Raw genomic sequence first — 23,475 nt, forward strand, 5'->3', positions numbered from 1 at the left:
AAAAAACCTTGCCTTATCCAGAATCAAAAGCCACTTTGCAGAGGAATTGTGAGGATGCTAACTAAATTTGATTCATTTTTTGATGTGTGTTGGAAATTTTGAATCACAAATAACGGTGAACTACAGGCATAAAAAAACGCCTCCCAATGGGAGGCGTTTTCGTAGACGTCACGCTGAAAACTTACTCGTTGATACGCGGGTGCTGATCGACCAGACGGGTACGTTTTTCCTGCAACGCTTCAATTTCTGCATCAATATCTTCAATTTTATGTTCGATATTGTCGTGGTGCTCTTGCAGAATTTCTTTCGCTTCATGGATATCAGACGCCGCTGGCGTCGCACCTTTCAGCGGCTGATTAGCGGTTTCTTTCATGGTAATACCGGTCAGCAGACCGATAACCGCAACCACCATCAGGTAGTACGCTGGCATCATCAGATCCTGCGTATATTCCACCAGCCACGCGGCAAGCGTTGGCGTCAGACCGGCAACCAGCACCGAAATGTTAAACGCACTGGCCAGCGCACTGTATCGAATATGCGTCGGGAACATCGCCGGCAGCGACGACGCCATCACGCCGATAAAGCAGTTCAGGATCACCGCCAGCAGCAGCAGCCCGGCGAAAATCAGGGCAACCACATCGCTGTTAATCATGATGAACGCTGGGATTGCGCACAGGAACAGCAGCACGCTACCGACCAGGACAAACGGACGACGACCAAAGCGGTCGCTCAGCATCCCGATAATCGGCTGAACAAACAGCATACCGACCATGATAGCGATGATGATCAGCACGCCGTGGTCTTCTGAATAATGCAGGTTATGCGACAGGTAGCTTGGCATGTAGGTCAGGAGCATGTAGTAGGTGACGTTGGTTGAAATCACCATCCCAACGCAGACCAGCAGCGCGCGCCAGTGTTTGGTCGCAATCTCTTTGAACGACACTTTCGGACCGTCCTGCAGACCCTGGCGGTCGCCCTGCTCCAGTTTCTCAACGTGTTGCTGGAACGCAGGCGTCTCTTCCAGAGCATGTCGCAGATACAGGCCGATAATGCCTAACGGCAGCGCCAGGAAGAACGGCAGACGCCAGCCCCACTCGAGGAAGTTGTCCTCGCCGACAATGGTGGAAATCAGTACCACCAGGCCCGCACCGAGCACGAAGCCCGCAATCGACCCGAAATCGAGCCAGCTGCCCATAAAGCCGCGCTTACGGTCCGGAGAATATTCCGCAACGAAGATAGACGCGCCGGTGTATTCCCCGCCGACCGAGAAGCCCTGCGCCATCTTACACAACAGCAGCAGAATCGGGGCCCAAATACCAATGGTGGCATACCCGGGTATCAGACCAATACAGAATGTACTGATCGACATAATAATGATGGTTATAGAGAGTATTTTCTGACGACCGTATTTATCGCCGAGCATCCCGAAGAACAGGCCACCCAGTGGACGGATCAGGAAGGGAACAGAGAAGGTCCCCAAAGCAGCAATCATCTGAACGCTAGGGTTAGCGTCCGGGAAGAAGACCTTACCAAGAGCGTAGGCCACAAAACCGTAGACACCGAAGTCAAACCATTCCATCGCGTTACCGAGCGACGCAGCGGTAATCGCTTTGCGCAGCTTACTGTCGTCGATGATGGTGACATCACGTAGCGTGATCGGCTTAACTTTTTTCCTTTTTAGCATGTTGTCCTCGTTAACTATCGCCGTGAGCGCACGCAGGGGGAGGCAAACACGAAGGTTCGCTTGTGTGCGGTTAGGGAGCGGCGAATTGCTGTGCTCCTCATTTCAAGCGTAGCAGGTTTACTTACACTGGCTGCTCACAGCCTGTACAACCGAACCTGTTGACGCCTGCTCTGGCAGTAAAAGATTCTGACCAAACCCTCAAAGTAGAGTGATATTTTCCGTACTTTCCTTTCTTACCCTAACAGTGTTTATATGTGTGATCAACTTCACGGAAAATAATGCTTACTGTTAAGTTGATTCATGAAACGTCAATAAGTTCATATTTGTGCTAAGTACATTCTTAATCCAGATTCTCCTCAGCCATAAGAAAAATGCCAATCACGCCAGCCAATTAACCAAAAATAAGCCTGGTAATTATTTATTTGCTAACGGTTTATTGTCGACAATTCTTTACATCCAATTCACACCCAATTGATTATTTAAAGCCTCGCCACTCTTTCCTTTAAATATGTGATCAGAATAACCAAAACACTGTTTTATTTTCATTGAATCAACATTCCATTGATCGCATTATAGCCTCAGCGAATCAGCCCGCCGCTGATGAAGAGAAAACAACCAGGCTACCTCTGCTTAATTTTGCTCACATAAACAAACAGATACCTAAAAAACCGTTAGTCAATTTGTTGAACCGCATTCTTTTATGTCTTCCCAGCGCGGAGCGCTGTGGGAAGCGAGGATAGAAAATGAAAATCAAAGCCACGATTGAACGTATCCCCGGTGGAATGATGTTAGTTCCACTGCTATTAGGCGCTGTGTTAAATACGCTCGCACCTGATACAGGAAATTATTTTGGTTCGTTCACCAAAGGAATGATTGGCGGTACGGTGCCAATCCTGGCGGTTTGGTTTTTCTGCATCGGGGCGTCGATCGACTTACGTGCCACCGGCACCGTACTGCGCAAATCCGGCACTCTGGTGCTCACAAAAATTGCTGTCGCGTGGGTCGTAGCGATGATCGCCGCCGCCTTTATTCCGGACGGCGGCATTCAGACTGGCTTCTTCGCCGGGCTGTCGGTGCTGGCACTGGTGTCAGCGATGGACATGACAAACGGCGGGCTATACGCCAGCCTGATGAATCAGTACGGCTCAAAAGAAGAATCCGGCGCATTCGTGCTGATGTCACTGGAATCCGGCCCGCTGATGACCATGGTTATCCTCGGTTCCGCAGGCCTCGCCTCCTTTGAAGCACACCACTTTATTGGCGCAGTGCTGCCGTTCCTGATTGGCTTCGCCCTCGGCAACCTCGACCACGATTTCCGCACCTTCTTCAGCAAAGCGACGCCGGTGCTGATCCCGTTCTTCGGCTTCGCGCTGGGTAACACCATCAACCTGAGCGTGATTATGGACACCGGCCTGCTGGGTATCGTGCTGGGCGTGGCGGTAATCATCATTACCGGTATCCCACTGATTATTGCGGACCGCGTGATTGGTGGCGGGAATGGTACAGCAGGCGTGGCGGCGTCGTCGGCAGCGGGTGCTGCGGTGGCGAACCCGGTAATTATCGCGCAGATTAACCCGGCCTTCGAACCGGTTGCCGCATCGGCAACGGCTCTGGTGGCAGCGAGCGTAATTGTGACGGCTATTCTGGTACCGATTATCACCGCGCTGTATGCCAAACGCTTTGGCAACGTTCAGGCGAAGCAGCCTGAACCCGTGGCGGTCGAATCCTTACATCATTAATCGTTCACTGACCGGCGGGGCCATCAGGCCTCGTCGGTAAACAACTCTTCCAGCATCGCATCAACCAGCCGGGTCGCAGAACACAGACGCGGCATTCCCAGCGCCACCGGCTGCCACGTTTGCGTCACTGACCAGCACACTGGCTGACGCACCGCGTCACAGCTACTGCCCAGCCAGGCCAACATCTCTTTGTGATCCATCAAGCCTAATGACGTCGGCGATGCCAGCCATTGATGATAAAAATGACGCGTTTCCGTCGCAGCACCGATACCTTGCGCCAGATACTGAGCCGTCATTGAACGCAAACTGTCTTTCAGCAAGCCGCGCACTTCACCGTTTGCGAGCCGCCACGCATCACCAAACGCGCCCCAGCGCAGCTCTTCCAGCGCAATGTAACAGCGTCCGGCCAGCGACCAGCCGTCGTACTGCCCGGCGTGCCAGCGGGTGAACACTTCATCGCTGTGCGAACCGGATTCCACCATCAATCCACGCTGCGTCAGCGCCCGCTGTTTATGCTCCGCACGCTGGCTGAACTGTTCGCTCACCAGGCTAAACTGCTGGCGCAGCTCTGGCGAACTCTGGCTTTTGCTCTGTAACTGTTGCAGGTAACGGCTCATGCGTGTCAGCGCCAGATGACCGGGGTCGAACTGACTGGCGAGTTTTTCCGCCAACCCGAGCCGCATAGCCGGGTTATCGCTAAACAGACCCGCCACCGACCACGGGCGCAGCTGCGTTTGCGCCACGATTTCATTCATCAGGCGTTCGCGAAACTGCTGCTGTTGCGGGGCAAGCGTATGCTGACGCGGGTTTTCAATACCCAGCACCAGATCCACCATAAATCGGGCATGAAGAGATTCCAGTATCCGGCCTGGCCCCTCCAGTAATCGCGTGTTCATCACTGTTCAGCCGCAAAAAGGGTTTGAATATCATCACGCAACAGGCGCGCATCCTCTTCAATCCAGCGCACCGTGGCCAGGCACTGAGCAAGCTGCTGGCAAAGAGCGTTAACCGTGGACTGATGCTGTTGGCGCAAAGAGAGACTCTCCTGCAAATTTTTCTGCAAGTCGCTGAGGCTCTGAGAAAACTCCGCAAAGAAGGTCACCATTCCCGCCGTAACAGAGACATCGACTTGCGCGGCTAAAGCTTTAAGGATTTGTGAGCAGAAAGTCGAAATACTCACCACGATACGCTCCTTAATCGCATTCATATCAATGATGTAACGCGTTTTAGTCATCACATAATCATCCCAGCCCCAGCCAGGATTGTTCAGCCAGCGGCTAATGGAATCGCGCATCCCGCCGCGCTGGCTACCCAACGGCAGATCTTCGGTGGCAATCGCCCCATTAAACCACTGCGGCATGGTGATTTGCAGCGAACCGGACTGAAACACTGGCAGCGTTATCCGCGTGCGGAACCCGGCGCGGTGCAGTTCTTCCTTCACATGAGATTCAATCGGCTTCAGCGCGTCATCAAGCGTTCGGCTGAGCGACGTTTCGAGCTGGTCAAAACGCAACGACAGCTCGCGAATAATGCTTTGCTGACAGGCAAACACCGTGCCTTCACAGTCGGCACGAATAATGCTGAGCAGCCGGTTAGCCTGCTCCTCATCATCGAGCACGATTTCGCCACTGTCATCATGCTGCGACCATTGCAAATCCGCGCCGTTAGCGAGGCTCATCAGCCGCAGATTGTCCGCGCTAAAGCTGCTGTCGAGCAGCGCTAAAATCTCACTTTTCTGCCCGGCAATGAACGATTCTGCAGCGTCCAAAGCCTGTTCCACTTCGTGGCTAATTTCTTCGCTCACCCTCCGCTGGCGCACCTCACACTGCGCCATATCTTCTTCGAGACGAACGATATTATCCTGCAACTGCTCGGCGGCGACGGTCAGCCCTTGCAGGCGAAACTCCAGGAAATCCCGGGCGCTCTGGGCGTAGTTCAGCAGCTTGTGTGAAGCGGAACGCAGTGCGAACAGCGAGGCGTTGGCGTGCGCGGCGTGCAGCAGCATATTGATGGGTTTTTCAAACAGCGAATCTTCCCACAGCAAATCTGCCGCGTGGCGAATGTGGGTCACGTCAGCCAGATCGGCGGTTCGCCAACGGCGACCGAGTGCCGCTTCGGCAAAATCCTGCACCCAGCGCTGCTCCTGCGGGTCGGGTAATCTGCCGTGAAGGGTCAGCTCATGGCGCGCGCGATTGGCGAGATAACCCCACATCGATGACACTGGGTAAATCTGTCCCGGATGAATATACCCCTTCATCAGCGTGCCGGAGATCATCGCCCGCACCTGATCCTCATCGTCGCTGTTTCGGTCCTTCTGATCGAATTTGTTCACCAGCGCGTACAGCGGTACCGACTTGCTCACCGCGGTAATCGCCTGGCGCACTTCCTGATCGGAAATGGATTTGAGCTGGGTGTAATCCATCACCGCCAACACCGCCGAGGCGCGGGCCAGCTGCTCATTAAGCATTTTTTGCAGATGCGGTTGCCCGGCTTCGTTCGGTCCCGGCGTGTCCAGCAGCGTCAACTGGCCTGCGTTTTCGCCCAGTCCGGCGAGATGCACGAACTCCACTTCAATCACTGGAATATGTTCAATGGAAGCGTAATCGGCAAAGGGAAAGTCGACGTCCATTGCTCGAGAAAGACGAACCAAATCATTCAGGCTTTTCAGACACTGAAATATGGGTTGCGCCCCGAGATAATGTTTTTCAAAAGCAACGCCGCCGATAATACGCTCGAGCAGGGCGTTCATGTCTTTATCCATTTCGAGCTTGAGCGCAAGTTTAGCCCGGTCGACGCGACGAAGTTTATCCTGCAATTCATGCATTAAGCGTTCAATGGGCTTAGCATGAATAAAATTAAGACCAGGTTCTTTCTGACCCGGCGTATGGCGAATAAGCGTGGGTAATGCGGTCATCGGCCGGTTGCGGTTAGGCAAAACCTCCGTTCCAACGATGGCATTAATGGTGGTGGATTTGCCCGCCTTCATTGTGCCAACAATCGCCAGCACCATTTCCAGACGAGTAATTTTACGCAGCTCGTTATTCAGCGTCTCCTGCTGCGTCACCAATAAATGGCTTCCCGGATTGCGGCCATGCGAGCCCCCAGGCGCCTCAGACATTGCCTGTGCACCGCTCAGCAGATTACCCGGAAGCCCATTCACGGTATCGAGATGTCGTAATGCCAGCTGCAGCAAGCGCTCAGCTTCCTGACTCAATTCAAATATTGTCTGTGTGTACATGGTTAAAGTATTCCCTTAACGCAAATTTTATAACTTTTATTTGTCAGACTTTTTTATATCCGGGTTTTATTTTTTATATAATTATCCGTACGACGAAAGAAAACGCAGTACGTAAGAAACCCAGGAGATATACAGATTAACGCCATAAACAGCATTCAACAGGATATATTGCATATAAATTTCCTGTCGGAATAGAGTAAATAAGTTAGCGCCTGGAACCTATCCCAGTAGGCGTTATTGGCGCAGACAGTTTGAACACGGACAGCGCGGAGAAACCGGAGCGTACACGTAGTACGTGAGGATTTCGAGCACTGCCAGGTTCAAAATGGCAAGCAAAATAGCCCTAATGGGATAGGTTCTTAGTAATAATCAGAAATACGATCCTCAACATAACGCAAACAACATTACTCGGCAATTTCGAAACATAAAAAATTGAACAGCTTAACGTAAGCGGTACAGGCTGGGGGATAAATAGTCCCGACAACCGTAAGGACATGCGATATAATGAGTCATACTTTTAGCGCTCAGCGGCAGTTTGCACGGTCTGTGGCGCATTTTCAATTATTACGAGGTTACTATGTCTCTGCCACACTGCCCAAAATGCAATTCCGAATACACCTATGAAGACAGCGGCATGTTCATCTGCCCTGAGTGCGCCCACGAGTGGAACGACGCAGAGCCTTCTAACGACGGTGACGAGCTTATCGTTAAAGATGCCAACGGCAACCTACTGGTCGACGGCGACAGTGTGACCGTGGTGAAAGATCTGAAGGTTAAGGGCAGCTCTTCGATGCTGAAAATCGGCACCAAAGTGAAGAATATCCGCCTCGTTGAAGGCGATCACAACATCGACTGCAAAATTGACGGTTTTGGCCCAATGAAGCTGAAATCTGAGTTCGTGAAAAAGAACTGATCCCGCGCCAAATCGCCCGACGGCGCTCTGCTTGCCAGGCCTATACCTTCGTAGGCCCGATAAGCATCAGCGCCATCGGGCAAAAACCTACCGCCTGGTTATATTAACGCAAGGTAACTATAGTTATCGGGTCCCCCTTTACCCGAGGTTATGGTTATGCCGTTAAATCCCTACATCTCTTTTTCCGGCAACTGCGCCGAGGCCCATGCTTTTTATCAGCAGGCATTAAACGCTGAACTGGGCTACAAAATCACCTTCGGCGAAATGCCAAAATCCGATCAGAACAGCGAAGAAGTCTGCCCCTCCGGCATGGCTTTTCCACCTGATGCCATCGCCCACTCTAACGTCCGCATTGCGGGCAGCGAGATAATGATGAGCGACGGGATGACCGGCAGCGTCAGCTATTCCGGTTTTACGCTGGTGCTCGACACCCAGGATGTCAACGAAGGGAAAGGCTGGTTCGATGCCCTCGCCGAGGGCGGCATGATTGAAATGGACTGGCAGGAAACGTTCTGGGCCCACGGATTCGGCAAAGTCACCGATAAATTCGGCGTGCCGTGGATGATCAACGTCGTCAAACAACCGCAGTAATCTCCCCCCCAGGGCGGCCCGCCCCGCCCTGTCATACGCCCTACTTCAACTCTTCATCGTTCAGTCACCGCACCTTAACCGGAGTGTCATATTTTCGCGTCACCCTATCGGCATATTTTCACTCATCCGCGAAAGTGACGTTGAAGAGGTGTTCCTTATGATGCACTTGTCCAGACATCCGACCAGTTACCCAACGCGTTACGAGGAAATTGCCGCCCTGCTTGAGCAGGAGCTACGTAACCAGTATCGCTGCGGCGACTACCTTCCCGCTGAACATCAGCTTGCCGCCCGCTTTGACGTTAATCGTCACACCCTGCGCCGCGCCATCGATCAACTGGTGGAAAAAGGCTGGGTGCAGCGTCGTCAGGGCATTGGCGTGCTGGTGCTGATGCGCCCGTTTGACTACCCGCTCAACGCTCAGGCCCGCTTCAGCCAGAATCTGCTCGACCAGGGCAGCCACCCGACCAGCGAAAAACTGCTCTCGGTACTGCGCCCGGCCTCGGGTCACGTGGCCGATGCACTGGGTATTCAGGAGGGCGACAACGTCATCCACCTGCGCACCCTGCGCCGCGTCAACGGCGTCGCGCTGTGCATCATCGATCACTACTTTTCCGATATGCGTTTCTGGCCCACGCTTCAGCGTTTCAACTGCGGTTCGCTGCACGATTTCCTGCGTGAAGAACTGGCCCTCGAACTGACTCGCACGCAAACACGGGTAGGCGCCCGCCGTGCTCAGGCCAAAGAGAGCAAGGTGCTGGAAATCCCGAACATGGCGCCGCTGCTTTGCGTGCGCACCCTGAACCATCGTGAAGGCGACGTTAACGCGGCGGAATACTCCGTCAGCCTGACCCGCGCCGACATGATTGAATTCACAATGGAGCATTGAATGCCTTTCGATACCGCCACCCGTCAGCGCTGGATGTCGGCGCTGGCCCACAGTCAGCCGGCCGAACTTGCCACCCGTATGCAGGCCCTGAAGCTCTCGCCGGAATATGAAATCCTCCGCACGCCAGAAAGCGGCCTGGTGCAAATCCAGGCCCGGATGGGCGCGACCGGTTCACGATTCTTCGCCGGAGACGCCACCCTGACCCGCGCCACCGTACGACTGAACGACGGCACGCTGGGCTACAGTTGGGTGCTGGGCCGCGATAAAACCCACGCCGAACGCTGCGCGGCGATCGACGCCTTGCTGCAAACCCAGGCCCATTTTCAGACCCTGATGGAAACCCTGATTGCCCCGCTGGAAGCCGATCGTGAGGCCCGCATTGCCGCGCGCCACGCCGAAGTGAACGCCAGCCGGGTGGACTTCTTTACCTTAGTGCGTGGAGACAACGCATGACCCTTACTTCAGAACTCAAGACCGCTTTTCCTCATCCGGTGCAGGATGCCCAGCACAGTTTCCGGCGTCTGCTGAAAGCCATGAGCGAGCCGGGCGTGATTGTCTCGCTGCATCAGCATAAACACGGCTGGCAGCCGCTCTCCCCGGCGACCACCAGCGTGCTGCTGACTCTGGCGGATAACGATACGCCAGTGTGGCTGTCGGCCTCCGTTGATAACGACATCGCACGCCAGAACCTGCGTTTTCACATCAATGCGCCACTGGTCGAACAGCCACAGCACGCGCTGTTTGCCGTCACCGACGCGTCGATCAGCGCCGAACAGCTGAACGCCCTGTCGGCGGGCAGCGCGATTGCACCGGAAACCAGCGCCACGCTGATTGTGCAGCTCAGCAGCCTGAGCGGGGGCCGGATGCTGCGCCTGACCGGGGCCGGGATCAACGAAGAACGGATGATTGCCCCGCAGCTGCCGGAATGCATTCTTCACGAATTGACCGAACGCCCGCACCCGTTCCCGCTGGGCGTGGACCTGATCCTGACCTGCGGCGAACGCCTGCTGGCTATTCCGCGCACCACTCACGTGGAGGTGTGCTGATGTACGTCGCCGTCAAAGGGGGCGAAAAGGCCATCGATGCCGCACACGCCCTACAGGAACAAAAGCGCCGCGGCAATGCACAGCTGCCCGAGCTTAGCGTCGCGCAAATTGAACAACAGCTGAATCTCGCCGTCGACCGCGTGATGACCGAAGGCGGCATTGCCGACCGCGAGCTGGCGGCCCTGGCGCTGAAACAGGCCAGCGGCGACAACGTCGAAGCCATTTTCCTGCTGCGCGCCTATCGCACCACCCTGCCACGTCTGGCGGTGAGCGAACCGATTAACACCGCAGAAATGCGCCTCGAACGCCGGATCTCAGCGGTCTATAAAGACGTGCCCGGCGGCCAGCTGCTCGGCCCGACGTACGATTACACCCACCGTCTGCTCGATTTCACGCTGCTCGCCAACGGTGAGACGCCACAGGTTGCCACAAGCGTAGAGCAACCCGCCGCGTCACCGCATGTGTTCAGCCTGCTGACTCGCCAGGGACTGGCGAAGGTGGAGGAAGATGCCGGTGAAACGCCGGACGACATCACCCGCACGCCCTCGGTATATCCGTGCTCCCGCGCTTCACGTTTACAACAGCTGATGCGCGGCGACGAAGGCTATCTGCTGGCGATGGCCTACTCCACGCAGCGCGGTTATGGGCGCAATCACCCGTTTGCCGGGGAAATCCGCAGCGGCCACATTGATGTGGAAATCGTGCCGGAAGAGTTAGGATTTGCGGTGAACGTCGGCGAACTGCTGATGACCGAATGCGAAATGGTTAACGGTTTTGTCGCGCCAGACGAGCAGGCCCCGCACTTCACCCGCGGCTACGGCCTGGTGTTTGGCCTCAGCGAACGCAAAGCGATGGCGATGGCGTTGATGGACCGCGCACTGCAAGCCCCGGACTACGACGAACACATCGCAGGCCCCGCGCAGGACGAAGAATTCGTGCTGGCCCACGCCGATAACGTCGAAGCCGCCGGGTTCGTCTCGCACCTCAAACTGCCTCACTACGTCGATTTCCAGGCCGAACTGGAACTGCTCAAACGCCTGCAACAGGAGCGCCATCGTGGCTAATCTCAGCGGTTATAACTTCGCGTATCTCGACGAACAGACCAAGCGCATGATCCGCCGCGCCATTCTGAAAGCCGTCGCGATCCCCGGCTATCAGGTGCCGTTCGGCGGGCGTGAAATGCCGATGCCGTACGGCTGGGGCACCGGCGGCATTCAGCTCACCGCCAGCGTGATCGGCGAGGCAGATGTGCTGAAAGTGATTGACCAGGGCGCCGACGACACCACCAACGCCGTGTCGATTCGCAACTTCTTCAAACGCGTCACTGGGGTGAACACCACCGAAAAAACCGAAGACGCGACGCTGATCCAGACCCGCCACCGGATCCCAGAAACGCCGCTGACCGAAGATCAGATCCTGATCTTCCAGGTGCCGATCCCGGAACCGCTGCGCTTTATCGAGCCGCGCGAAACCGAAACCCGCACCATGCACGCGCTGGAAGAGTACGGCGTAATGCAGGTGAAACTGTACGAAGACATCGCCCGTTTCGGCCATATCGCCACCACCTACGCCTATCCGGTTAAGGTCAACGATCGCTACGTGATGGATCCCTCACCTATCCCGAAATTCGATAACCCGAAAATGGACAGGATGCCTGCGCTGCAGTTGTTCGGGGCCGGACGTGAAAAACGTATCTACGCCGTGCCGCCGTACACCAAAGTGGAAAGCCTCGATTTCGACGATCACCCGTTCACGGTTCAGGCCTGGGATGAGCCCTGCGCCATCTGCGGTTCGCGCCACAGCTATCTCGACGAAGTGGTGCTCGATGACACCGGCAAACGGATGTTTGTCTGCTCCGATACCGATTACTGCCGCCAACAGAGCGAGGCGTTAAGCCAATGAATCAGCCGTTACTTTCGGTCAATAACCTGACCCATCTTTATGCGCCGGGCAAAGGCTTCAGCGACGTGTCGTTCGACCTGTGGCCGGGCGAAGTGCTGGGCATCGTCGGGGAATCCGGCTCCGGCAAAACCACGCTGCTGAAGTCGATTTCCGCACGCCTTTCGCCGCAGCAGGGTGACGTGATTTACGAAAACCAGTCGCTGTACGGTATGTCGGAAGGCGAGCGCCGCCGCCTGCTGCGCACCGAATGGGGCGTGGTGCATCAGCATCCGATGGACGGCCTGCGTCGTCAGGTATCGGCGGGGGGCAACATCGGCGAACGGCTGATGGCCACCGGGGGGCGCCATTACGGCAACATCCGTCAAACCGCCGCGCAATGGCTGGAGGCGGTGGAAATTCCACCGTCGCGCATTGATGAGCTGCCGACCACCTTTTCCGGCGGCATGCAGCAGCGCCTGCAAATCGCCCGCAACCTGGTGACGCACCCGAAGCTGGTGTTTATGGACGAGCCGACCGGCGGCCTGGATGTGTCCGTGCAGGCGCGTTTGCTCGACCTGCTGCGCGGCCTGGTGGTGGAACTGGATCTGGCGGTGGTGATAGTTACCCATGATTTGGGCGTCGCTCGCCTGCTGGCGGACCGTCTGATGGTGATGAAAGAGGGCCGGGTGGTGGAAAGTGGATTAACCGACCGCGTGCTCGACGACCCGCTTCATCCGTACACCCAGCTGCTGGTTTCCTCCGTTTTGCAGAATTAAGGATCTGATTATGATTCGCGTTGAAAACCTGAGTAAAACTTTCGTCCTGCATCACCAGAACGGCATCAATCTGCCGGTGTTGTACAAAGCAGAACTGACGGTCAACGCCGGTGAATGCGTGGTGCTGCACGGCCATTCAGGCAGCGGAAAATCGACGTTGCTGCGCTCGCTGTACGCTAACTATTTGCCGGATGAAGGGCATATCCACATCAAACACGGCGATGAGTGGGTCGATCTCGTCACCGCCCCGGCGCGCAAAGTGCTGGAAGTGCGCAAAGGCACCATCGGCTGGGTCAGCCAGTTCCTGCGCGTTATCCCACGTATTTCCGCCCTCGACGTGGTGATGCAGCCGCTGCTGGATCTCGGCGTTTCAAAAGAAGATTGCCGCACCAAAGCCTCCAGCCTGTTGACGCGCCTCAACGTACCGGAACGCCTGTGGCATCTCGCGCCGTCGACGTTTTCCGGCGGCGAACAGCAGCGCGTCAACATCGCCCGCGGCTTCGTGGTCGACTACCCCATTCTGCTGCTCGACGAACCCACCGCCTCGCTGGATGACAAAAACAGCGCCGCCGTGGTTGAGCTTATCGACGAAGCCAAAGCGCGTGGCGCGGCCATCGTCGGCATTTTCCATGATGAAGCGGTGCGTAATCGCGTCGCCGACCGTCTGCACCCAATGGGAGCCGCAGCATGATTATCAACAACGTGAAATTAGTGCTCGAAAATGAAGTGGTTCACGGCTCGGTCGACGTGCAGGACGGCGTTATCCGCACATTTGCCGAAACCCAGAGCCAAAGCCCGCAGGCAATGGACGGCGAAGGCGGCTGGCTGCTGCCGGGGCTGATTGAGCTACACACCGATAATCTGGATAAATTTTTCACCCCGCGCCCGAAAGTGGACTGGCCTGCGCATTCCGCCATGAGCAGCCACGATGCGCTGATGGTGGCGAGCGGGATCACTACGGTGCTGGACGCCGTCGCCATCGGCGATGTGCGCGACGGCGGCGATCGTCTGGAAAACTTAGAGAAGATGATCAACGCCGTGGAAGACACGCAGAAACGCGGCCTCAACCGCGCCGAGCACCGTCTGCACCTGCGCTGCGAGCTGCCGCACTTCACCACCCTGCCGCTATTCGAAAAGCTGGTCGACCGCGAACTGGTATCGCTGGTGTCCTTGATGGACCACTCACCGGGCCAGCGTCAGTACGCCGACCGCTCAAAATATCGCGATTACTATCAGGGCAAATACCATCTGACCAACGAGCAAATGGACAAATTTGAAGAAGAGCAGCTTGAGCTTGCCGCCGAATGGTCACAGCCAAACCGGATGGCGATTTCACAGGTCTGCCGCACGCGCAATATTGCGCTGGCAAGTCATGATGATGCCACACATGAACATGTGGTCGAATCGTTTGATATTGGCAGCGTGATCGCCGAATTTCCCACCACGTTCGAGGCCGCTGAGTCCTCACGCCAGCACGGGATGAACGTGCTGATGGGCGCGCCGAACATCGTGCGCGGCGGTTCGCACTCCGGCAACGTCGCGGCCCATGACCTCGCCTCACGCGGGCTGCTGGATATTCTCTCCTCGGATTATTACCCGGCCAGCCTGCTTGATGCGGCCTTCCGGATCGCTGACGACGAGCGCAACGCCTACAGCCTGGCGCAGGCCATGCATCTTGTGACGCGCAACCCGGCGCGGGCGCTGAACTTGTCTGACCGCGGCATCATCGCTGAGGGTAAACGCGCGGACCTGGTGCTGGCGCACCGCAAAGGCGAACACGTGCATATCGACCACGTGTGGCGCCAGGGCAAGAGGGTCTTCTGATGACGGGACGGCTTATCTGGTTGGTTGGCCCGTCCGGGTCCGGGAAGGACAGCCTGCTGGCAGCACTTCGCCAGCGGGAGCACACGCAAATGCTGGTCGCGCACCGCTACATCACCCGCCCGGCCAACGCCGGGAGTGAAAACCATATTGCGCTCAGCGAACACGAGTTTTTCACCCGCGCGGAACGCCAGCTGTTCGCCCTGAGCTGGCACGCCAACGCACTGTACTACGGCGTCGGCATTGAAATCGACATCTGGCTGCACGCCGGATTTGACGTGGTAGTCAACGGTTCACGCGCGCATCTGGCTCAGGCCAAAGCACGCTACGCCGACGCGCTGCTGCCGGTATGTTTGCAGGTTTCTCCGGACGTACTGCGCCAGCGCCTCGAGCAGCGCGGGCGTGAAACGGAAAACGAGATTGCCCTGCGCCTGGGCAGGGCTGCGCGTTATCCCCTCAGCGACTGTTTGATGCTGAACAACGACGGCAGTCTGCTACAGTCTGTGGAAACCTTCATGCGCCTGATCCGCGCCCACGGTAACCAGAAAGAGAGCCAACATGCCCTGTGAACTTCGCCCCGCCACGCCCGCTGACACCGACGCGGTATACGGGCTTATCTGCGAGCTTAAACAGAAAGAGTACGACCGACAGACCTTCGCGGCGGGCTTTGCCGCGAATCTGAATAACCCGAGCCAGCGCTATCAGCTGGCGCTGGTGAACGACGAAATCGTGGGGCTGATTGGCCTGCAAATGATGTTTCCGCTGAACCTCAACTGCTGGATTGGCGAAATTCAGGAGCTGGTTATTCTGCCGCAGATGCGCGGCCTGAACATCGGCCAGCAGCTGCTGAACTGGGCGGAAGAGGAAGTCCGCCAGCGCGGCGCGAGCCTGATGGAACTGTCGAGCGGCAAAGTTCGCACCGACGCGCACCGCTTTTACCTGCGCGAAGGCTATCAGCAGAGCCATTTCCGTTTCAAAAAAACGCTGTAGGAGTCGACCATGAGCCTGACCCTACGCTTAACCGGCACCGGCGGGGCACAGCTGGTGCCGGTGTTTGGCTGCGACTGCGCGGCGTGTCGTCGTGCCCGCCAGGACGACACCCACCGCCGTCGTCCGTGCAGCGGTGAAGTGCGCTACAACGACGCGCTGACGCTGCTGGACGCAGGCATTCCTGACCTGATGGACCACTACCCGGCGGGCAGTTTTCAGCAGTTTTTACTCACCCACTATCATATGGATCACGTGCAAGGCCTGTTCCCGCTGCGCTGGGGCGTGGGGGACACGATCCCGGTTTACGGCCCGCCGGATGAACAGGGCTGCGATGATTTATTCAAACACCCCGGCCTGCTCGATTTCAGCCATACCGTTGAGCCGTTTGTGGTGTTTGAATTGCAGGGTTTGCAGGTTACGCCGCTGCCGCTCACCCATTCAAAGCTGACCTTCGGTTATCTGCTGGAATCCGCCCACAGCCGGGTGGCATGGCTGTCCGATACCGCCGGACTGCCAGATAAGACGCTGAAATTTCTGCTGAACAACCATTCGCAGGTGATGATCATCGACTGTAGCCACGCGCCAAAAGCCGAGCCGCCGCGCAATCATTGCGATCTGAATACGGTGCTGGCGATCAACGCGGTCTTGCGCTGTCCGCGCGTCATCCTGACGCATATCAGTCATCATTTTGATGCGTGGATGATGAACAACCCGCTGCCGGAAGGCGTTGAAGCCGGGTATGACGGAATGGAGATCGTGCTGGATTAGCGATCGTACTCGTTGCGCAGTCGGCTCTCTTCGTCGTCAAGCTGATGGCGTTCCTGGTCGAGCTGGCGCTGCCTGTCGTCTAACTGACGGCGGCGGTCTTCGAGCTGACGATAACGGTCGTCATACTGCCGATCGCGGTCGCTGTCCTGCCGGCGATTGTCGGCATTGTCATCATTATCGTCGCGGTCGTCATGGTAGACGTTATCGTTATTCGGCTTATACGCATCGCTGATGGCCTGCTGAACATTGCCAATCGCGTCATCAATAATATCGGCATGAGCCAGCTGGCTTGCCAAGGTGAGCGTGCCAAACAGCAGCGCCGTTGCGGGTCTTTTCATCGGGTCAGACTCTGGGTTGAACTGACTTCAGCGTAATCAACGCGAACAGTGCCGGGTAGCGGAGGAATCTCAATTGCACCGCTCTGCCTGAGCCTGCCTCAGCGCCTGCGCGAGCTGCGCTCGGGTAAAGGGTTTGCGCAGCAGTACGACGTCCGGCAGCTGTGGGTTATGTGCTGGACGTAAATCCTGGCCGCTGGTAATCAGCACCGCCACCCGCGGATGGTGCGTACGGGCGTGATTGACCACGTCCGCGCCGCTGAGCCTGCCCGGCAGCATCAAATCACTGACCAGCATCGCGATATCTTCCGATGCATCCAGCATCGCAATCGCCTGTTCGCCACGGCTTGCCTCCAGCGTTAACCAGCCCAGCTGGTGCAGCTGTTCGCACAAGGTCTGGCGCACGTCGGCTTCGTCTTCGAGCACCAGTGCCAGCCGTTCGGCGGGCATTTCATCGTCGACCACGCTTTCATCTGCACGCTCAACCGCCTGCAAAATTGAACGCGGCAACTGCAGCCGGACTGTGGTGCCTTGCCCTGGCGCACTTTCGATTTCCACCCGCCCGCCGGACTGGCGCACAAAACCGTACACCATCGACAGGCCCAGCCCGGAGCCGCTGCCGGTCTGCTTGGTGGTGAAGAAAGGTTCGAACACCTGGGCTTTTACCGCCTGCGACATGCCACTGCCATGGTCGATAACCTCCAGCGCCACCATGTCCTGTTTGCGCCCGTCGCTGCGGTTCACCCGCTGATTCCAGGTACGAATTTTGATGACGCCAGCCTGGCCTTCCATCGCATCGCGGGCGTTCATCACCATGTTAATGATGGCGTTTTCGAGCTGCCCGACGTCTATCCACGCCGACCACGCCGGGGTTTGCGCCTCTATTTCAAGCGTTAGCGTGGCGGGCAGCGAGTGGCGCATCAGTTCGCCGAGGTTTTCCAGCAGGCCTTTCATCTCCACCGCGTGCGGGTGCAGCGACTGTTTGCGCGAGAACGCCAGCAAACGCTGAGTCAGCAGCGCCCCGCGCTCGGCGGCCTGCAGCGCTCTGGAAATTCGCGGTGCATCGGCCTCATTCGGTTTGACGAGCTCGAGACTGCCGATGATCACCGCCAGCAGGTTGTTGAAATCATGAGCCAGACCGCCCGTCAGCTGCCCAACGGCTTTCATTTTCTGGCTGTGCAGCAGCGCCTCTTCCAGCCCCTGTCGCTCGATTCGGCCGGTTTCCAGCTGCGTGGTGTTTTCTTTCAACAGCCGGGTGGTGTGCTCCAGCGTCGATTTATTACGCGCAAAAACGCTGAACGCGCGAGCCAGTTCCCCCAGCTCATCGCGTCGCTGCAATGCAGGAACTGAGACGTCCTGTTCGCCATGCGCCAGCCGCGACATCGCGTCAGAAATAGCGGTCAGGTTCCAGCCGAGATTGCGATAGATATACCAGCCCGCAAACCCCGTGATCACCAGCGCCAGCAGGGCGAAGCTGAGAATTAAGTCGATAATCGACCCCAGCTCACGATGACTTTGCGCCACCCGCTGCTCGGACGCCTGCGCCACCTGCGCCACGTATTGATTAATATCGCCGTTGAGGATCGCCACCAGCGCCTTAATGTGGAACATGTACCAGCTGATCGCCAAATCGCTTTGCTCCAGACTTCGGGAAAGCGGGGCGAGTTTGCGCAGTTCTGCATTGAAATCCGGCAATATGAAAGCGATTGTCGGATCCGCATTTTCCGTTGGCAGCCCGTGCATCACGACGTCAATCTGGCGTACCATCGAGCGCGGCGTCGACGTTTCAATCGCCGCGGTCATCAGCCGGTCCATTTCCAGCAGCAGACGTCCATCCAGCGAGCCTTCTCCCTGACGCCGGTTTATCTCCTGTAAGTGGCGCAGGTAGCTCTGATTTTGATACAGCGAGCTGAGCAGCGCGTTGCGCTCCAGATGACGCTGCTGCCCGCGCTGCAACATGCCCGCCACGCTTTGCTGGAGTTCGTTACTGCGCTGGATAATGCGCTGCACCAGTTCCGGTTCACGCTGCGCCAGCGGCGCGGTGGCCAGTTGATCGAGCGAATGCTTCAGCGCCTTTTGTGTCGCCTGTAAACGTTCGGCCTCGCCTTTGTATTCAAGCGCGCCGACGACCTGCGATAGCCGGACCGCGGCAGTGGCGACGTTGGCGGTGTCACGCGCCAGATTCATGCTGCCGGTCATGTCGTCAAAGGTCTGCTGCTGCACCTGTTCCTGGATCTGGCTGGCGTGACGAAAACCGAGCACCGCCGCCGCGCTCACCATCAGCGTGACCGCCACCACCAGCAAATTGAAAAACAGCAGGCGGCCGCGCGCGCTGGCGAAAAACGAGGGACGGCGTATTGGCATAGTGGCTCCGGCGTGAGAGGCGTCAAAGTTTCGCCACATTTTTATCACTATGACAAATATGAACGGCCTCTGACATTTTGCATTTACTTTCCTGTGATGGACTGCTGATATCGACCATCCTCAGGAGTGCAGCCATGAGTCAGACGCCGGTGCTGGAGATGCACAACATCGCCAAGGCCTTTGGCAAGTTTTATGCGCTGAAAGGGGTCGACCTGACGGTCTTTCCCGGAGAAATCCACGCGCTGATGGGGGAAAATGGCGCCGGAAAAAGCACGCTGATGAAAATTCTTGCTGGCGCCTATACCGCCACCAGCGGTGAGATCCTGATTGACGGCAAACCCCATACCATCAAAGGTCCGAAAGACGCCCTGGCCGCAGGTATCACCCTGATTTATCAGGAGATGCAGCTTGCGCCCAATCTCACCGTCGCCGAAAACATTTTCCTCGGCAGCGAACTGTCGCGCGGCGGCCTGGTACAGCGCAAAACCATGGTGCTTCAGGCGCAGGAAGTGATTAACCGCCTCGGGGCGCAGTTCAAAGCCACCGACCGGGTAATGAAGCTCACCATCGCCGAACAGCAGCAGGTCGAAATCGCCCGCGCGCTGCATCGCAACAGCCGTATTCTGGTGATGGATGAACCCACCGCTGCCCTCTCCTCCCGTGAAACCCAGCGCTTGTTTGAGCTGATCCTGCGCCTGCGCGACGAAGGGATGGCGATTATCTACATCAGCCATCGCATGGCGGAGGTGTACGAGCTGTCCGACCGCGTCAGCGTGCTGCGCGACGGGCAGTACGTCGGCAGCCTGATCCGCGACAAGCTCAACGCCTCCGAGCTGGTGCGGATGATGGTTGGCCGCCCGTTAAGCGATTTGTTCAACAAAGAGCGCGATATCCCTCACGGCCAGCCGCGTCTGAACGTTCACCACCTGACCGACGGCGGCAAAGTGCAACCGTGCAGTCTGCTGGTACGTTCGGGCGAAATCGTCGGGCTGGCGGGGCTGGTCGGGGCCGGGCGTTCCGAGCTGGCGCAGCTGATTTTCGGCGTGCGCAAGGCCACCGGCGGGGTGATTGAAGTGGACGGCGAATCGGTGCTGATTCATTCCCCACGGGAAGCCATAGATTTAGGCATCGGTTTTTTAACGGAAAACCGCAAAGAGCAGGGCTTATTCCTCGAACTGGCGGCGCAGGAAAACATCACCATGGCGACGCTAGAACGTGACTCGCACTACGGAATGCTTGACCGTAAAAAAGCCCAGACTATTTCTGACGATGCCATCAAGCTGCTGAATATCCGCGTGCCGCATTCCCAGGTGCGCGCGGGCGGTTTGTCCGGTGGCAATCAGCAAAAACTGCTGATTTCCCGCTGGGTGTCGATTGGCCCGCGCATTCTGATCCTCGATGAACCCACGCGCGGCGTAGACGTCGGGGCCAAAAGTGAAATCTATCGCATCATGAATCAGATGGCGCGCCAGGGCGTGGCGATCCTGATGATTTCCAGCGAATTGCCAGAAATCGTCGGCATGAGCGACCGGGTCTACGTGATGCGCGAAGGCAGCATTGCCGGGGAGCTGCTGGAGCATGACATCACCCAGGAAAATATTATGACGCTGGCGACCGGCGTAAACGAATCCCATCACCAGGCGGTGCAACCATGACCACGCAAAAAGAACATTCCGTGCCCTCGCCGCAGCAAGTTGCTAAGGCGTCCGCCCGAAAAATGCTGATGGGCGATCTGATGCAAACCGTGGGGATCTTGCCGATCCTGATCTTGATTGTGGCGGTATTTGGCTTCATCACGCCGAACTTCTTCACCGAAAGCAATCTGCTGAACATTACCCGCCAGGCGTCGATCAACATCGTGCTGGCGGCAGGGATGACATTCATCATTTTGACCGGCGGGATAGACCTCTCTGTAGGCTCGATTCTCGGCACCACGGCGGTGGCAGCGATGGTGGTGTCGCTCATTCCGCAATTCGCTCTGCTGTCCATTCCGGCGGCGCTGATGCTGGGGCTGATCCTCGGGCTGTTCAACGGCGCGCTGGTGGCGTTTGCCGGACTACCGCCCTTTATCGTCACGCTCGGCACCTATACGGCGCTACGCGGCGTGGCGTACTTACTGGCTGATGGCACCACGGTGATTAACTCCGACATCAGTTTTGAATGGATAGGCAACAACTACCTCGGGCCGATCCCGTGGCTGGTGGTCATTGCGCTGGCGGTTATCGTGGTGTGCTGGTTCATTCTGCGCCGCACCACGCTTGGGGTTCATATCTACGCGGTCGGCGGCAATATGCAGGCGGCGCGCCTGACCGGCATCAAGGTGTGGCTGGTTTTGCTATTCGTGTATGGCATGAGCGGCCTGCTGTCGGGGCTTGGCGGGGTGATGAGCGCTTCGCGGCTGTACAGCGCCAACGGCAATCTCGGCATGGGCTATGAGCTGGACGCCATCGCCGCCGTTATCCTCGGCGGGACAAGCTTCGTCGGCGGCATCGGCACCATCACCGGGACGCTGGTGGGGGCGCTTATCATCGCCACCCTCAACAACGGCATGACGCTGATGGGCGTCTCCTATTTCTGGCAACTGGTGATCAAAGGGGCGGTGATCATCATTGCGGTTCTGATCGACAAATACCGTACCCGACACCATCAAAGTGCATAACAACAACATCTTACCTGTGAGGAAAACAACATGCGTTTGAAGCCAATTGCCATCGCACTCTGTGCAGGCTCCCTGCTCGCCGCCGCGCCGTTTGTGCAGGCTAAAGAGCTGAAATCTATCGGCGTGACGGTGGGCGACCTCGCCAACCCGTTCTTCGTGCAAATCACCAAAGGGGCTGAGCTGGAAGCCCGCAAGCTCGCCGGAGATAACGTCAAAGTGACGCTGGTTTCCAGCGGCTACGATCTGGGTCAGCAGGTATCGCAGATTGATAATTTTATCGCCGCCAAGGTCGATATGATTATCCTCAACGCCGCCGATTCGAAGGGCATTGGCCCGGCGGTGAAGCGCGCGAAAGAGGCCGGGATTGTGGTGGTGGCGGTTGACGTGGCGGCCGTGGGAGCCGATGCGACCATCACTTCCGATAACACCCAGGCGGGTGCGATGGCCTGTAAATACATCACCGATCGCCTGAACGGTAAAGGCAATGTGGTCATCATCAACGGACCGCCGGTGTCTGCGGTGCAAAACCGCGTCGAAGGCTGTCAGTCTGAATTCAAAAAGCACCCGGATATCAAAGTGCTGTCTGATAACCAGAACGCCAAAGGCAGTCGCGAAGGCGGGCTGGAGGTGATGACGTCGCTGCTGGCGGCGAATCCGAAGATCGATGGGGTATTTGCGATTAACGATCCGACGGCGATCGGGGCCGATCTGGCAGCGAAACAGGCGCAACGTAAAGAGTTCTTTATCGTTGGCGTGGATGGTTCACCGGACGGGGAAGAAGCGCTGAAGCGCCAAAATTCACTGTTTGTGGCAACGCCTGCCCAGGATCCGCAGGTCATGGCGGCGAAAGCGGTGGAAATTGGTTATGACATTTTGCAGGGCAAACCCGCGCCAACTGAACCGGTGTTGATTCCGGTGACGATGATCGACAAGAAAAATATCGGGACGTATAAGGGCTGGACGGTTAAGTAATTCCTCTGCGCCAGACAATGCCTGATGTCGCTACGCTTATCAGACCTACCGGAATTGTAGGTCGGGTAAGCGTGGCGCCACCCGACAATAAGGCCGCAGCCTCTCCCTTCAGGAGGTGAAATGAAACGCTCCGAAATTAACAACATACTCGGCCATACCCGGCAATTTTTCTCCATGCACGACGTGCATCTCCCGCCGTTCGCCAGCTTTCCTCCGACACAATGGCAGCAGCTCGACCCCGATACCTGGCACGAAGTGTTTGCCCTCAGACTTGGCTGGGACGTCACCTCTTTTGGTGGCAACGATTTTCTCGCCCAAGGGCTGACCCTTTTTACGCTGCGTAACGGCTCGCCCAACGGTATGCCCTACGAAAAGAGCTATGCTGAAAAAATCATGCACGTGCGCGACGGGCAGGTGACGCCGATGCATTTTCACTGGCGCAAGCGGGAAGACATTATCAATCGCGGCGGCGGCAATCTGATTGTCGAGCTGTGGAACGCAGACGCCCTTGAACAAACCGACAACACAGAGGTGACGGTGACGCTCGACGGCTGTCGTCAGACCCACACCGCAGGCAGTCAGCTGCGCTTAGCGCCGGGCGAAAGTATTTGCCTGCCGCCGGGGCTGTATCACAGCTTCTGGGGTGAGCCGGGCTTTGGTGACGTGCTGGTGGGCGAAGTGTCGACGGTGAACGATGACGAACATGATAACCACTTCCTGACGCCCCTCGACCGCTATAACAACATTGAAGAAGACGAGCCGGCCCATCTGGTGCTGTGCAACGAATACCGCCTGAATCGCTGCTGAAGGAG

The 23,475-nt window shown here is 57.2% G+C and carries 23 protein-coding genes; 18 read left to right on the forward strand and 5 right to left on the reverse strand.

All coding sequences use genetic code 11. The features are described from left to right. Window positions 1-181: 181 nt before the first annotated feature. Entirely contained in the window at window positions 182-1,684 is a 1,503-nt protein-coding gene (proP, locus tag MUU51_RS14060; RefSeq protein WP_159775053.1) for a glycine betaine/L-proline transporter ProP, read from the reverse strand. 743 nt (window positions 1,685-2,427) lie between these two features. Between proP and kdgT the strand changes: the two genes are divergently transcribed. Further along, window positions 2,428-3,423, forward strand: a complete 996-nt coding sequence (gene kdgT / locus MUU51_RS14065) for a 2-keto-3-deoxygluconate transporter (RefSeq protein ID WP_159775055.1) — start codon at window positions 2,428-2,430, stop codon at window positions 3,421-3,423. A 23-nt stretch (window positions 3,424-3,446) separates the two neighbouring features. Here the strand turns inward: kdgT and MUU51_RS14070 are convergent, their stop codons facing one another. Next, window positions 3,447-4,319 carry a diguanylate cyclase regulator RdcB family protein gene (locus tag MUU51_RS14070; protein ID WP_159775057.1) on the reverse strand — a complete coding sequence of 291 codons (873 nt, stop codon included), beginning with the start codon at window positions 4,317-4,319 and terminating at the stop codon, window positions 3,447-3,449. Further along, window positions 4,319-6,661 (reverse strand): clamp-binding protein CrfC, encoded by a 2,343-nt coding sequence (gene crfC / locus MUU51_RS14075; protein ID WP_258967962.1) that lies wholly within the window; start codon window positions 6,659-6,661, stop codon window positions 4,319-4,321. Before crfC ends, MUU51_RS14070 begins: the two co-directional genes overlap by 1 nt. 577 nt (window positions 6,662-7,238) lie before the next feature. On the opposite strand from crfC, the gene MUU51_RS14080 reads away from it, so the two are divergent. The 13 genes from MUU51_RS14080 to phnP all read left to right on the forward strand — a co-directional run bounded on the left by MUU51_RS14080 (window position 7,239) and on the right by phnP (window position 16,333). Further along, a complete protein-coding gene (locus tag MUU51_RS14080) occupies window positions 7,239-7,574 on the forward strand; it encodes a zinc ribbon domain-containing protein YjdM (protein ID WP_159759687.1) in 336 nt (111 codons plus the stop codon). A 156-nt stretch (window positions 7,575-7,730) separates the two neighbouring features. Next, on the forward strand, window positions 7,731-8,165 hold the full coding sequence (yjdN, locus tag MUU51_RS14085) for a VOC family metalloprotein YjdN (RefSeq protein ID WP_258967963.1): 435 nt from the start codon (window positions 7,731-7,733) through the stop codon (window positions 8,163-8,165). A gap of 160 nt (window positions 8,166-8,325) precedes the next feature. Further along, the gene (gene phnF / locus MUU51_RS14090; protein WP_258968001.1) at window positions 8,326-9,051 is read left to right on the forward strand and encodes a phosphonate metabolism transcriptional regulator PhnF; all 726 of its coding nucleotides are present in this window, start codon (window positions 8,326-8,328) and stop codon (window positions 9,049-9,051) included. Then, on the forward strand, window positions 9,052-9,504 hold the full coding sequence (gene phnG, locus MUU51_RS14095) for a phosphonate C-P lyase system protein PhnG (RefSeq protein WP_258967964.1): 453 nt from the start codon (window positions 9,052-9,054) through the stop codon (window positions 9,502-9,504). Continuing rightward, window positions 9,501-10,097: a phosphonate C-P lyase system protein PhnH gene (gene phnH, locus MUU51_RS14100; protein ID WP_258967965.1), complete on the forward strand. Its 597-nt coding sequence runs from the start codon at window positions 9,501-9,503 to the stop codon at window positions 10,095-10,097. The genes phnG and phnH overlap by 4 nt, the downstream gene beginning before the upstream one ends. Further along, window positions 10,097-11,161, forward strand: coding sequence for a carbon-phosphorus lyase complex subunit (locus MUU51_RS14105; protein ID WP_258967966.1), 1,065 nt, complete (start codon window positions 10,097-10,099; stop codon window positions 11,159-11,161). The genes phnH and MUU51_RS14105 overlap by 1 nt, the downstream gene beginning before the upstream one ends. After that, window positions 11,154-11,999: an alpha-D-ribose 1-methylphosphonate 5-phosphate C-P-lyase PhnJ gene (phnJ, locus tag MUU51_RS14110; RefSeq protein WP_133461422.1), complete on the forward strand. Its 846-nt coding sequence runs from the start codon at window positions 11,154-11,156 to the stop codon at window positions 11,997-11,999. The genes MUU51_RS14105 and phnJ overlap by 8 nt, the downstream gene beginning before the upstream one ends. Further along, window positions 11,996-12,754: a phosphonate C-P lyase system protein PhnK gene (gene phnK / locus MUU51_RS14115; protein ID WP_159776698.1), complete on the forward strand. Its 759-nt coding sequence runs from the start codon at window positions 11,996-11,998 to the stop codon at window positions 12,752-12,754. The genes phnJ and phnK overlap by 4 nt, the downstream gene beginning before the upstream one ends. Before the next feature lie 10 nt (window positions 12,755-12,764). Beyond that, window positions 12,765-13,445 carry a phosphonate C-P lyase system protein PhnL gene (gene phnL / locus MUU51_RS14120; RefSeq protein WP_159776697.1) on the forward strand — a complete coding sequence of 227 codons (681 nt, stop codon included), beginning with the start codon at window positions 12,765-12,767 and terminating at the stop codon, window positions 13,443-13,445. Continuing rightward, a complete protein-coding gene (gene phnM / locus MUU51_RS14125) occupies window positions 13,442-14,578 on the forward strand; it encodes an alpha-D-ribose 1-methylphosphonate 5-triphosphate diphosphatase (protein ID WP_258967967.1) in 1,137 nt (378 codons plus the stop codon). The genes phnL and phnM overlap by 4 nt, the downstream gene beginning before the upstream one ends. Beyond that, window positions 14,578-15,144: a ribose 1,5-bisphosphokinase gene (gene phnN, locus MUU51_RS14130; RefSeq protein WP_159776695.1), complete on the forward strand. Its 567-nt coding sequence runs from the start codon at window positions 14,578-14,580 to the stop codon at window positions 15,142-15,144. Before phnM ends, phnN begins: the two co-directional genes overlap by 1 nt. Next, entirely contained in the window at window positions 15,134-15,565 is a 432-nt protein-coding gene (gene phnO, locus MUU51_RS14135) for an aminoalkylphosphonate N-acetyltransferase (protein ID WP_159776694.1), read from the forward strand. The genes phnN and phnO overlap by 11 nt, the downstream gene beginning before the upstream one ends. A gap of 9 nt (window positions 15,566-15,574) precedes the next feature. After that, window positions 15,575-16,333, forward strand: coding sequence for a phosphonate metabolism protein PhnP (gene phnP, locus MUU51_RS14140; protein WP_258967968.1), 759 nt, complete (start codon window positions 15,575-15,577; stop codon window positions 16,331-16,333). Here the strand turns inward: phnP and yjdP are convergent. Then, window positions 16,330-16,671, reverse strand: a complete 342-nt coding sequence (yjdP, locus tag MUU51_RS14145; RefSeq protein ID WP_258967969.1) for a DDRRRQL repeat protein YjdP — start codon at window positions 16,669-16,671, stop codon at window positions 16,330-16,332. The two genes, phnP and yjdP, sit on opposite strands and share 4 nt — an antisense overlap. 69 nt (window positions 16,672-16,740) lie before the next feature. Further along, on the reverse strand, window positions 16,741-19,032 hold the full coding sequence (locus MUU51_RS14150) for a hybrid sensor histidine kinase/response regulator (protein ID WP_159776691.1): 2,292 nt from the start codon (window positions 19,030-19,032) through the stop codon (window positions 16,741-16,743). A 134-nt stretch (window positions 19,033-19,166) separates the two neighbouring features. Here MUU51_RS14150 and MUU51_RS14155 point away from each other — a divergent pair, with 134 nt between their 5' ends. The 4 genes from MUU51_RS14155 to MUU51_RS14170 all read left to right on the forward strand — a co-directional run bounded on the left by MUU51_RS14155 (window position 19,167) and on the right by MUU51_RS14170 (window position 23,470). Further along, complete coding sequence (locus MUU51_RS14155; RefSeq protein ID WP_159776690.1) at window positions 19,167-20,687, forward strand: sugar ABC transporter ATP-binding protein; 1,521 nt, start codon at window positions 19,167-19,169, stop codon at window positions 20,685-20,687. Further along, window positions 20,684-21,691: an ABC transporter permease subunit gene (locus MUU51_RS14160; protein ID WP_159776689.1), complete on the forward strand. Its 1,008-nt coding sequence runs from the start codon at window positions 20,684-20,686 to the stop codon at window positions 21,689-21,691. The genes MUU51_RS14155 and MUU51_RS14160 overlap by 4 nt, the downstream gene beginning before the upstream one ends. 30 nt (window positions 21,692-21,721) lie before the next feature. Continuing rightward, a complete protein-coding gene (locus MUU51_RS14165) occupies window positions 21,722-22,663 on the forward strand; it encodes an ABC transporter substrate-binding protein (RefSeq protein ID WP_159776688.1) in 942 nt (313 codons plus the stop codon). Between the two features lie 120 nt (window positions 22,664-22,783). Then, window positions 22,784-23,470, forward strand: coding sequence for a D-lyxose/D-mannose isomerase (locus tag MUU51_RS14170; protein ID WP_258967970.1), 687 nt, complete (start codon window positions 22,784-22,786; stop codon window positions 23,468-23,470). Window positions 23,471-23,475: the final 5 nt, after the last annotated feature.

This window comes from Scandinavium manionii (genome assembly GCF_024764775.1).
In the GTDB taxonomy this organism is placed as follows: domain Bacteria; phylum Pseudomonadota; class Gammaproteobacteria; order Enterobacterales; family Enterobacteriaceae; genus Scandinavium; species Scandinavium manionii.

Coding starts and splice junctions, on each gene's coding strand:
- proP (WP_159775053.1), bottom strand. CDS start 1,684: ATGCTAAAAAGGAAAAAAGTTAAGCCGATCACGCTACGTGATGTCACC.
- kdgT (WP_159775055.1), top strand. CDS start 2,428: ATGAAAATCAAAGCCACGATTGAACGTATCCCCGGTGGAATGATGTTA.
- MUU51_RS14070 (WP_159775057.1), bottom strand. CDS start 4,319: ATGAACACGCGATTACTGGAGGGGCCAGGCCGGATACTGGAATCTCTT.
- crfC (WP_258967962.1), bottom strand. CDS start 6,661: ATGTACACACAGACAATATTTGAATTGAGTCAGGAAGCTGAGCGCTTG.
- MUU51_RS14080 (WP_159759687.1), top strand. CDS start 7,239: ATGTCTCTGCCACACTGCCCAAAATGCAATTCCGAATACACCTATGAA.
- yjdN (WP_258967963.1), top strand. CDS start 7,731: ATGCCGTTAAATCCCTACATCTCTTTTTCCGGCAACTGCGCCGAGGCC.
- phnF (WP_258968001.1), top strand. CDS start 8,326: ATGCACTTGTCCAGACATCCGACCAGTTACCCAACGCGTTACGAGGAA.
- phnG (WP_258967964.1), top strand. CDS start 9,052: ATGCCTTTCGATACCGCCACCCGTCAGCGCTGGATGTCGGCGCTGGCC.
- phnH (WP_258967965.1), top strand. CDS start 9,501: ATGACCCTTACTTCAGAACTCAAGACCGCTTTTCCTCATCCGGTGCAG.
- MUU51_RS14105 (WP_258967966.1), top strand. CDS start 10,097: ATGTACGTCGCCGTCAAAGGGGGCGAAAAGGCCATCGATGCCGCACAC.
- phnK (WP_159776698.1), top strand. CDS start 11,996: ATGAATCAGCCGTTACTTTCGGTCAATAACCTGACCCATCTTTATGCG.
- phnL (WP_159776697.1), top strand. CDS start 12,765: ATGATTCGCGTTGAAAACCTGAGTAAAACTTTCGTCCTGCATCACCAG.
- phnM (WP_258967967.1), top strand. CDS start 13,442: ATGATTATCAACAACGTGAAATTAGTGCTCGAAAATGAAGTGGTTCAC.
- phnN (WP_159776695.1), top strand. CDS start 14,578: ATGACGGGACGGCTTATCTGGTTGGTTGGCCCGTCCGGGTCCGGGAAG.
- phnO (WP_159776694.1), top strand. CDS start 15,134: ATGCCCTGTGAACTTCGCCCCGCCACGCCCGCTGACACCGACGCGGTA.
- phnP (WP_258967968.1), top strand. CDS start 15,575: ATGAGCCTGACCCTACGCTTAACCGGCACCGGCGGGGCACAGCTGGTG.
- yjdP (WP_258967969.1), bottom strand. CDS start 16,671: ATGAAAAGACCCGCAACGGCGCTGCTGTTTGGCACGCTCACCTTGGCA.
- MUU51_RS14150 (WP_159776691.1), bottom strand. CDS start 19,032: ATGCCAATACGCCGTCCCTCGTTTTTCGCCAGCGCGCGCGGCCGCCTG.
- MUU51_RS14155 (WP_159776690.1), top strand. CDS start 19,167: ATGAGTCAGACGCCGGTGCTGGAGATGCACAACATCGCCAAGGCCTTT.
- MUU51_RS14160 (WP_159776689.1), top strand. CDS start 20,684: ATGACCACGCAAAAAGAACATTCCGTGCCCTCGCCGCAGCAAGTTGCT.
- MUU51_RS14165 (WP_159776688.1), top strand. CDS start 21,722: ATGCGTTTGAAGCCAATTGCCATCGCACTCTGTGCAGGCTCCCTGCTC.
- MUU51_RS14170 (WP_258967970.1), top strand. CDS start 22,784: ATGAAACGCTCCGAAATTAACAACATACTCGGCCATACCCGGCAATTT.